Source organism: Holospora obtusa F1, from assembly GCF_000469665.2.
Taxonomy (GTDB): Bacteria; Pseudomonadota; Alphaproteobacteria; order Holosporales; family Holosporaceae; genus Holospora; species Holospora obtusa.
In genome coordinates this window covers 1-7,055 of record NZ_AWTR02000015.1, presented here as the reverse complement: position 1 = coordinate 7,055, position 7,055 = coordinate 1, and the positions used below count along the sequence as shown (strand labels likewise).

General features: G+C 33.0%; 6 protein-coding genes and 1 pseudogene. 3 read left to right on the top strand and 4 right to left on the bottom strand.

The window, feature by feature from the left end:
* Positions 1-228: 228 nt before the first annotated feature.
* The gene (locus P618_RS00625; protein WP_021827373.1) at positions 229-993 is read left to right on the top strand and encodes an SDR family NAD(P)-dependent oxidoreductase; all 765 of its coding nucleotides are present in this window, start codon (positions 229-231) and stop codon (positions 991-993) included.
* Positions 994-1,602: 609 nt separating this feature from the next.
* Here the strand turns inward: P618_RS00625 and P618_RS08985 are convergent.
* The 3 genes from P618_RS08985 to P618_RS08120 form a co-directional block, all read right to left on the bottom strand.
* Positions 1,603-1,815 (bottom strand): transposase, encoded by a 213-nt coding sequence (locus P618_RS08985; protein WP_075260858.1) that lies wholly within the window; start codon positions 1,813-1,815, stop codon positions 1,603-1,605.
* A 647-nt stretch (positions 1,816-2,462) separates the two neighbouring features.
* Positions 2,463-3,674, bottom strand: coding sequence for a hypothetical protein (locus P618_RS00610; protein ID WP_021827377.1), 1,212 nt, complete (start codon positions 3,672-3,674; stop codon positions 2,463-2,465).
* 984 nt (positions 3,675-4,658) lie between these two features.
* Positions 4,659-5,495, bottom strand: coding sequence for a hypothetical protein (locus tag P618_RS08120; RefSeq protein ID WP_021827380.1), 837 nt, complete (start codon positions 5,493-5,495; stop codon positions 4,659-4,661).
* Between the two features lie 168 nt (positions 5,496-5,663).
* Between P618_RS08120 and P618_RS07590 the strand changes: the two are divergent.
* Positions 5,664-5,750, top strand: a pseudogene (locus P618_RS07590) (IS5/IS1182 family transposase); the annotation flags it as partial.
* 7 nt (positions 5,751-5,757) lie between these two features.
* Here P618_RS07590 and P618_RS08980 read toward each other — a convergent pair.
* Positions 5,758-5,973 carry a transposase gene (locus P618_RS08980; protein WP_021827381.1) on the bottom strand — a complete coding sequence of 72 codons (216 nt, stop codon included), beginning with the start codon at positions 5,971-5,973 and terminating at the stop codon, positions 5,758-5,760.
* Between the two features lie 672 nt (positions 5,974-6,645).
* On the opposite strand from P618_RS08980, the gene P618_RS00595 reads away from it, so the two are divergent.
* A complete protein-coding gene (locus P618_RS00595; protein WP_021827382.1) occupies positions 6,646-6,966 on the top strand; it encodes an ISAs1 family transposase in 321 nt (106 codons plus the stop codon).
* The last annotated feature ends 89 nt before the right edge of the window (positions 6,967-7,055 follow it).

The window sequence follows — 7,055 nt, the reverse complement described above, 5'->3', positions numbered from 1 at the left end:
GCGGTTTTTTATGGCACTCTTTTTTTAAGAAAACAGTTTTACTTTACTAAAATAATTTGATATTTTTGTACTCATGACTTCTTTTGTAACTTAGGTTTACAGCTGTTATACTGTAGAATTCCTTATAAAATTTACATCAAAAATTTTTTCATACGTAGGCTTTATGGTCTATTGACGATAAAAGTAATTTTTGATATATTCTCCTAGATTTTCGGTATAAGAGATGTTATGGTACATAATTCTATTGCGCTTATTATTGGTGGTTCTACCGGGATGGGGCTTGCTACTGCTAGAAAATTGTCTCATCATGTGCAGCACGTATGGATCACTGGGCGAAGTACAACCCATTTATCTCAGGCGGAACATTCAATTATGCTGCAATCCCCGCTCTGCTCTGTGCGCACGAGTGTTTTGGATTTGAAAAATATGAATAGCGTAACCCAATTCATTGAAGAAATCGAAAATGAAACGTTGCACATTCGTTATTTGCTCAATAGTGCTGGTTTTTTTTATCCAATTAGTTTTTTTGATCATACTGAAAAAGATTATGATGAGCAAATAAACTTTAATAAGGGGTTTTTCTTTGTAACTCAAGCAGTTGCAAAAAATATGAAACAACATCATCAAGGGAGTATTGTTAATATTGGGTCTATGTGGGCGTTACAAGCTATTAAGATTACTCCATCTTCAGCCTATTCTATGCAAAAAGCTGGATTGCACGCTTTGACGAAAAATTTAGCTATAGAGTTAGCAGAATATCAAATTCGAGTTAACGCTGTGGCTCCGGCAGTTGTTCCAAGCCCTGTTTATAACGCATTTACTAGTGAAGAAATTGTAAGAGAACAGTTTGCTTCTTTTCATCCATTGGGGCGTACGGGAACTCCGGAAGATGTTGCTAGTGCTATCGAATTTTTGTTATCAAATCAGGCTAGCTGGATTACTGGAGTTATTTTAAGCGTAGATGGTGGCGTTTTAGCGGGAAGAAACGAATAGGAGTGAATAATTTAATTTTCGTAAAATTTGATTGAATTTTTTATTTTTTTTGATTTATTTTTTAATGAGAACAATTAAAAAAAGTTGTGAATCAAAAGAGGGTGTAATATGTTTTGTATGATTTTAAAAATTGAAGTAGATAAATGTTTAGTTTTTTATAAAACATAGGTTTTAGTAGAACAGTTTTATTGTTCTTAAACTGGAGATTGAAGAAGTTGTAATGCACTTTAAGAAAATTGAGCTTCAACATAAGAGAAACGAACTCGTTAACAAAATTGATATAAAAATTTTAGAGACTGTACTACCTATGAGCACGCTACTATCTGTAAACAAGATGATCAAAGCCAAAGAAGAGTTCTGATAAGGAATAAAAAAGTGAGAACATTCACTTAAAAATATATAAAAACGTTAGTACTCTTCAAAATTTTGAAGATGTTTTTTTGTGTCCAAAGTCTTTATAGTGAATTAAGTTGAGGTTCGCGAAAATAGATTTCTTCGGAAATTATCGTTATGCTGAATTTATATAGTAAAAGCAATTGAATTATGATAAAGTAAAAAGGCACTAATTGACCAATATAAGCCCTGGCAGAACTCAATTTTTTGCCTAATCTATCGCTTCATATGTGCATAAAATTTCTCGATTAGATTTAAATCAGATGAATAAGGTGGTAAAAAAACATCCCTACAACAGGCAGATCCAAGTAATTTTCTGATTTTTTTAAATTGATAAAATGAAGCATTATCCATGATTACGACTTGTCCGGGGTTTAATGCTTTTATCAAAAACTGCGCTACCCAAGCTTCGAATAATTGTGTGTACAAAAACCGTTAAAAACCATCGGAGCAATCGTTGCTTTATTAGTAAACCCGATACAATATGAGTTTTTTGTAATATTTACCGCTCTTTTTATCAACAAGTTTTGCACTTTTTTTGCTTCATCCTTTATCTTTTCAAATGATGAGCTCTATCCCGACTTCATTAATGTATACAAGCTAAAAGCCCTGTACGCCTTAACCAATATCGTTCACCACTGGCACTCATGCCAAATTCACGGACAATATCTTCTGATCTAGCACTGAATGATTGATTGCATATTGAATAAAAGACTCTTTTTTTATAGTTTGCTTTGCACCCACACGTATCTTTGGGCGAAAATGTTCTTTACTTTTATAACGAAAATGCCATCTGTTGACTGTCATTTTATTTATTCCAAACATCGTGAACATAAACAGCAAATTTTAAGCATTTGGGAACAAAATACTCTTTTGAAAAAAAAAATAATAAACGGTAACTTTCGCCGTATTCGCTTAATTCAACACAAAAAATAATATTTTTTAAAAATAAATTTAATTTATTATAAATCTAAGAAAAAAAATAACATAAAAACTAACACCGTCAACTTTACTCAATGCTAATTTTTATGCGATCTTTTTAAAATTTTCTTAGAAATTTAAGTTATCTAAACGCTTTACCTAGTCTTTTGGTCGTCTTGTGCATCTGAAAGAGCATTTTTTTGAATTACTTTCACAGATTCTATATCGTTCTTCAGTACTAAAGGCTTTTGAAAAGTTTCAAGAGGTTTTGGAAAAAAACAGTACTGGGCTGAACTTTTTGCTGAAGGAGTCCACATGACTAGAAGAGTTACAGCTTCTCTTGAATTTTTCTCCTCAGGAACATAATCAACACCATGAGGAAGCTCTACAACCGAACTAAATTCTACCCCACTCTGAGTTAACTTTTCCTTAATCTCTGAGGATAAATTCTGTGCGGAATCTCCAAACCACAAAAAACTCTCTCCATTTGGAAGAAATAATTTTTTTTCGTTCTGATCTCCAAAAACTTCGTACACATCATACACAGAAAGGGATAAAACGCAAAATGTATTTCCATCATAGTGTGGAGGTTGATATCGAGCTGCTCCTGTAACTAAACGGATCTGCATTTCAACATCCTTCTGTTCTTGGAACATTTTAAAAATATTAAAACACTGATGAAGAATTGGATTTATTTTGCGAAGCTCTTCTTTGTCAACTTCGGATATTCCAGAATAAATACCCTCTTCTGAAAAATTTTTTACAACTTCAGTACGCCAGCTTGAATTTTTTGGATAAAGACCAGATTTTTGAAACACTCCCTTCATGATATTGTGAAATTTAATTAATGCAGACCGAAGTTCAAAAACGCTTCCTCCATGTACTTCATTCCCATCTGTATGAATTGTATTAATAGCAGAGCATATACCATCTAAAGAAAATGGACAAATAAAGCGTACGCTATTTCCTTCTTTTGCTTTCATACCCATTGATTGCACGCCATCTTCCTCTTTTAAAGAGAGATTGTGTGACCTGGCATATTCTACCAATTTAAAAAAACTCGTTTTGCATTCAGAAACAACTGCACGAATTTGTTTATCAAGTGAAAATTCTGGAGATAACCGCCATACACTTCCGGTACCTTCTCCTAAATTTTCTTTTGAAAAAATCTTATTTTTCAACAAAATTTCTTCAGAAAACGTCTGAGAAAAAATTGCGGTTCTTTCTAAAGAAAACACAGTACATCCGCTTGTGCAATCATCAGAACCGAATCGTTGTTTTTCTTGATTAGGAGTAGAAACTGATTCATTACCTTTCTCCTCCTCTTTTGTGCTTTCGCCAGCAGCAAAAACAACATTGATTAACATAACGAAAATTATTGACAAAAATTTTTTATTCCAGGTCATCATTTTAAACAATTCTTAGCAAAGGACACGATAAAGACGCTACAAAAAAAACGCAATCTTGTCAATAGGTTAAAAATATATTTTGGAACTTTATATGAATTATGCCCAATAAATAGATTCGATGCAAAAGTATCACGTTTATAAAAAGGTGTAGATCAACATCACAGATCAAGGAAATGCTCAAAAAAAATACATGATGGTTGAATAGGATAGAGAGAGCGTTTTTGGGGTGAGCGTCACCCAATATCGTGCCATTCTTTAAAAACAGTATCCTTGGCTATACACGCTTTTGCTTCGATTATAAATTAGCCCTCTTAAATATACTTTTTTCTGTATCGTTATGGCGTGTAAGCCTAATTTTCTTGAGCTACCGGCGTTGAAAATGATTCTTGTATAGGTTATTGGCCTAAATCAAATTTTAGGGATCTGTATGGCGATAAAAAAGGCTAAAGAAAGAGATATTTATTGTTAAAAGCTGCTTCAAGCAATTCCAAACCTTTACGATTCAGAAAAAAGTGCCGCACAAAAAATTGCGTAAAAGGCTCTCAAGCCTCTAGAATGCATCTTGGATCAGATCGCAATATTTAAACATGAATAATACCAAAAAAAATCTGATTCGAGCAATCAAAACATTAATATCCAAGTATTCGTTCCTTACGCCGTACGCAGAAAAAGATCTTAAAAAAAAGAAGACATCACGACGCGCTCAAAAAGAGAAAGATCAAAGACAGCGAAAAGCTATCACGAGCTTAAATCAAAATTAAATATATTTTTGCGATATCAAAATATTCAAAACAAGTAATACTCACTATCCAAAACAGATACTCATTTTTCAGGAATTATGGACACAAACAACGCCTTTGAAAGATCACGAAAAAAAAGAAAACTCTTTTTTGAGAAGAAACAGAGACTTGTGTAGTAGGTCTAATAATAACCTGTTTTTGTTTATCCCCTTTGAAGCATACCTCTTATATTGCTTCTCACAGATCTAAGTAATCCAGGATTTTCGACTTCTTTAGCTATATAATCAGACGAATTTTTTTCTGCTTTTAATGTCATATCGAGAATCATTTTAATTTCCTGACCTAATTGTTTATTTGTAGGAGCTGACGCCTTTTGCTCAATTTTTATCGCAGAATTTTGAATATTTTTCTTATCACCTCCTTCAGAATCTGTTCTTGGGAGTGTGTTTATTGCCTGTATCATCTCGGCGTACCCTTTATTTTCTGTCAGAAAATTTTCTAAAAACTCGTGTATAGATTTTTTCTTTTCCATTTCTTGTACTTCTTTACGAACGATTTCGTCCATTTTTCCAAATTCGACCCTCACTGATTGTAGGTACTGATCTAATTCTACGACATAACTAACATCCTCTTGAGTATCTTTCCTAACATTTAAATCCGCCTTTAACTCATGTATCACCTTTTGTAATTGATTTATATTAGGAGCAGCGATACCTGAAAAGAACGCAGCGTTTAAAAATTTTGAGATGCGTATGCGATCCTCTTGTGTTGGAATATTAAATTTTTTTACCGATGTTTTCATAAACGTTTCGGCACTCAAAAAAATTTTACTCAACATGTCTTCTTTTTCTTTAAAAGTTACCCCATCCTTATCCTTTGCCATTATTCCAGCAAATGAAGTCTGTAACTTTCTATCAGACGGCAGAGCTTTCGATGACGTATTAACCAGTAGCATGAATAGTATAATAAATATTTTTTTCATTTTTTGATTTTCATCTTTTTTGAGCGCTAACCGTTTTGCATTTAAATAATTTTTCATCTAAAAATACCTTCCATTTTAACCAATCAACATCCATAATTATAGTATAAAAATTTTAAAATTTTAGTAAAGATTTTTTTAAAAACCTATTTAAAGTTATTACGATTAGACCTTTTCGTAACCTAAACTTTAAATAAAATCTAAGTTTAAAAAGATCTAAAGATTTTTATGAAATACAAACAGATCAAAGCGTTAGAGAAGAAAAAATTTCGAAGGCTTACGGGCATTAAGAAAAATACATTCTATAAAATGATATAGTAATTTAGCATGGAAATAGGATTTGAAAGAATGCGGAAATAGCCTTGTAAAGTCTATCAAATTGGTTAATTTTGTTCTTAACCCATCTTTTCATATTAGCCCAAAATTTCTCTATTGGATTCAAACCAGGTGAGTATAGCGGTAAAAAGATGAGTTGACAACCTACAGATTCGATCAACTCTTTTGCTCTTTGTAATCTATGAAATGCAGCATTATCCAATTTGCCCAGGTTCTGATTCTATAACTCTTTTACCCAAGTTTCAAATAATTTTGCATGACAAGAACCATTAAATATCCTAGGTGTTTAGTTCCCATTTTTATGGTATAACTTATAATGAACTAAAGGAGGCAAATTTATGGAAAGTATACTGCATGAAAATGCCAATACGACGCTTCGAGTCCGAAAAGAAATACCAAACTTTGTACAGAGCATCGCTAAAAATAGCAAAGCGTCTGGGCCTTCAGTTTTGAAGTAAAAGAAAGCCAGTTGTGTTGAAGATAAATTCTCTGGCCCTGCACAGCCAAAGCATTTTATCTGCAACGGAAGCAAGAGATTGTGTGTGAATTCAGACGCGTTTCTAAGCTTCCGCTTGATGATGTTTATAGTGCTTTGAAAGAGAAAATTCTCAATCTCATGGGCTTTAATCTGAATTGATACCTCAAAAGACTAAATATTTACCCAAAAAAAGAGTCGGCTCCTGAAAAAAAAATTTAAAGAATATCCCCTTGGATCAGGGTCTACGCATGAAAAAATTTTATTCTACAACTGTGTTTAAAAGATGTATATTTGCCTTAAATTAAGCAGAGCGTTTAAGGAAATGAGAAAAATTATAGAAAGCTATTTTAGTTCATTAGAAGATCCCCGTTCCTCAAGGAATCAACGCCCCCTTTTATGACTCTGATAGCAACCAGTTTGTTAGCAGTTCTTTGTGGTATCGACAGTTTTAGTGGGATGCAGGATTTTGTTGAGATGCATAGGGAAGCGTTGAAAAAATATTTTGACTTTCCGTCTGGTGTGCCAAGTCACGATACTTACCAACGGCTTTGGGATAATTTATGCCCCAATCAATTTAGAGATTGCTTTGGCGCTTTTGTAGAAAGTCTTCAAAAAATAACGAGTGACATTATGAATATCGATGGGAAAACGATCCGGAATAGCTCTTCAAATAAGCCTCTTCATCGTGTAAGTGCTTGGTGCCATAAGAATAACTGATGTTACGCAGCACCTTTCAAAATTTGAAGTTCATTGAACATTAAAACATTGGCTTTTAACAATAGTTTTTGTTTTATTGCAAAATGATT

Bases quoted from the DNA above. Each gene is read 5' to 3' on its own strand.
- P618_RS00595 (WP_021827382.1), top strand. From the start codon at position 6,646: ATGACTCTGATAGCAACCAGTTTGTTAGCAGTTCTTTGTGGTATCGAC.
- P618_RS00610 (WP_021827377.1), bottom strand. From the start codon at position 3,674: ATGTTAATCAATGTTGTTTTTGCTGCTGGCGAAAGCACAAAAGAGGAG.
- P618_RS00625 (WP_021827373.1), top strand. From the start codon at position 229: ATGGTACATAATTCTATTGCGCTTATTATTGGTGGTTCTACCGGGATG.
- P618_RS08120 (WP_021827380.1), bottom strand. From the start codon at position 5,495: ATGAAAAATTATTTAAATGCAAAACGGTTAGCGCTCAAAAAAGATGAA.